The organism is Azospirillum agricola (assembly GCF_017876095.1).
GTDB classification, from domain to species: domain Bacteria; phylum Pseudomonadota; class Alphaproteobacteria; order Azospirillales; family Azospirillaceae; genus Azospirillum; species Azospirillum agricola.
This window is the reverse complement of record NZ_JAGINM010000065.1, coordinates 1-2,905: the sequence shown is the minus strand read 5'-3', so window position 1 is coordinate 2,905 and position 2,905 is coordinate 1. Positions and strand designations below refer to the sequence as shown.

Below are 2,905 nucleotides of genomic sequence, written 5' to 3'. Positions count from 1 at the left end.
GCTTCTGCTCGGCCAGTTCGGCCTGCAAGGCTTCCACCGTCTTGATCAGCTTGGTCAGCAGGACGCCGCGCTGGTTCTGCGCGGAGCCCTCTTCGTCGTGCACGGCCTTCCGGAGTTCGGCGATCTGGTCGTTGAGCCGGCGTAGTTCGGCCAGGATGGCGGCGTCCCGACCATTGCCTCGTTCCGGCCGGGCCGGAGCCGCCGGCCGGAAGTCGCTGACGTTGGTCGCCGACCAACGGTCGTTGACCGCCGACGCATAGATGCCGGCGATCCGCAGGCTGTCGGCCGACGAGGCGACCGCTGCCCCGCCGTCCTGCCACATCAGCTCGGGACCGCGCTCACCCACCCAGACGGCGCCGGGCGGGGTGGCGAGGGTGCCGGTGGCAAATCCGGGGATGTGGCGGGCACCCGACAGCACCTCGTTGATGCCGAACTGCTCGAACCAGCGGCGTAGGTCGAACCCCGGATCGGCCGCCCGCACCGCCTGGATGTCCGCCATCCCGCCGAATGCCGCCTCGATCTGGGCGTCGGTGAACGCCGCCAGTCGGGTCCGCTTACCCTCCACCGAGTTGCGGGCTTTGAAGTCCCGCAGGAACGCCGTGTACTGGTCTCCGATCCCATGCGATTGGATGAAGGCGTTCGCGTTGCTGTCGAATTGGCCCGTGTAGCCGAACTGCTTGAGGAACCCCAACGCGTCGTCGATGCCGAAGCCGGTCCCATCCATCGTGGCGACATCCGCCGGCGCGGCGTAGCGGTAGGGGTTGTTTTCCCACCCGAGCCGGGTGTCGGCCGCGACCAGCGCTTTCTGATAGGTTTCCGGCCCCTGCGCCTTGGCCCACTCGATGATGCCGCCCAGCGTGTCCTTGGTCAGCCCCTTCAACATCTGGTCCAGGGTGGCCGACGTCGGGGTGCCGGTGTTCTGGTTGGCCGGGACGAGCGACGCCTGCCAGAGGCTGTACGACTGGTTCATGATGCTGACGATGCTGTCCAGGCTGCCGAGCTGCCGCTGGCCGAGATTGGCGGCTTCGGTGCGGGCCTTCTGCAACTCCTTCAGGCTGTCGTTGGCGGTCTGAAGCTGCCGGTCCGCGGTGTCGACGCCGAGCCCCGTGACATCGCCCAGTTCGCCGAAAACCCGGAGCACCTCGTCATAGAGGGTCCTGGCGGTGCCGGCCGAGTTGGTCTTTTCGATCGACACCAGGGTCTGGCCGAGCTGGGTCAGCATCGACCGGGCGGTTTCCTTTTCGCTGTCAGTGGCCGCGTCCGACCGGACGGTGCCGAGCGCCACATTCCACTGCCGGACCGCTTCGGCCAGCCGCTCCTGCGGGCTGATTGGCGCATCCTCGGAGAGCCGGATGCTGTCGGCCGCCTGCTGGAACTGCTTGGCGATCTGGACGATCTTGATGGCGCCGTCCTGGAGCGAGGTCACAAGCTCCTGCTTGGCCGCGATCTCACGGTCGTACCATTCCAGGACATCGGCCCGCGCAAGGTCGAACGCCTTCTGGCCCCGCTCGGCCGCCTGCACCTCTTGCAGGCGGGTCGTGTCGTAGCCGGCATCCCGCGCCTGCGCCAACTCGACCGCCTGCTGCTGGTCGAGCGCCAGCAACCCCGCCGTCCGGGACGCCCCGACGGAGGTATACATCCGGCTGGTGATGTCGGACTGATAGGCGGTCAGGGCCTTGGCCGCGTTGGCCGCGTCGGTCCACGCCGTCGTCAGGCTCTGCACCACGGTCGTGAACTGCTCGCCCGTGATCGTCCCTGCGCGGTACAGATTGGCGGCTTGGCCGTAGGTGGCGGCCAGATCACCGAACGATGCGGTCCCGGCGCGCACCGCACCGAAAAAACCGTCCATTTGGTCCCGTAGGCCCGCCACACCCTCCGCACCACCACGGACCATCGCGCCATCGAGCACGTCCGTCGCCGTCGGCTGGCGGTGGGGCTCGGTGATCGCCTGGACCGAGGTCCAGCCCTGCCGCAGTGTGGACAGCACCGTCTGGCTGTCCTGGTAGGCGGTCGTCAGCAGGCCGACGGCGGTGGTGTACTGGTCGGCCGTCAGCACGCCGTCATAAACGGCTTGGTTGAGAGCGCGCCAGCCGGCCTCGACGTCGGCATAGGTCAGCGCGCCGCGCCGCGCGGCAGCCGTCAGCCCGTCCAGACCATCGGCGAGCGCCGCGAAGGCTGGGGCTGTCACGGCCTCCACCGTTGCACCGGCGGCTCGGAAGGTATCCGCTGCCGACAGGCTGGTGCCCCGACCGTCCAGCGCGGCGACCGACACGCCGCCCTGGCGCTGGAGGAGCCCGACCGCATCGCTGTAGGCGGTCGTCAGCTTGGCGGTGTAGCGGGTCGCCATGTCGGCGACCTCTTCGGCCGTGTAGCCGAGGGAGGCGAGCGCCGGCCGGAACGCCTCGAACTGGATTTCCGCCTGCTTGGTCGCCGCCGCCATGCCGACCAGCGGCTGGGTGACGGGACCGAGCCCCATCATCGCCTCGATGCCGCGCCGTGCCGCCGTGGTCAGCTCGCCCTCGGTGGCCAGCCCGAGCCGGGACGCGGTGTCCCGCCACTCGACGATGTTGGCCTGGACCTGCTCGCCAAGTTGCTTGCTCGCCTCGGTGAACGTCTTGATCTGGTTGGACACCGGATCCAGATTCGCCATCAGCGAGTCGAACTGCGGCCGGAAGGTCTTGGCGAACGAGACGTCGCCCAGCCATTCGTTGATGTCGGTCTTGGTGCTGGTGCCGATGGCCTTCAGCACGTCGTCCGACGCGGAAATCAGGCCCTTGCTGACGTTGGCCTTGAAGCCGGCGATGACCGCTTCATCCAGGCTGCCGAAGTCACCGGGCAGTTCGCCGGTCAGCGTCCGGGCCTTGAAGCGTCCGTCACGCCCCTCCACGCCGATGCCGAACTCGCC

The 2,905-nt window shown here is 68.5% G+C and carries 1 pseudogene; it reads right to left on the bottom strand.

From position 1 onward, the window contains the following. A pseudogene (locus tag J2847_RS33790) lies at positions 1-2,905 on the bottom strand (hypothetical protein); the annotation flags it as partial.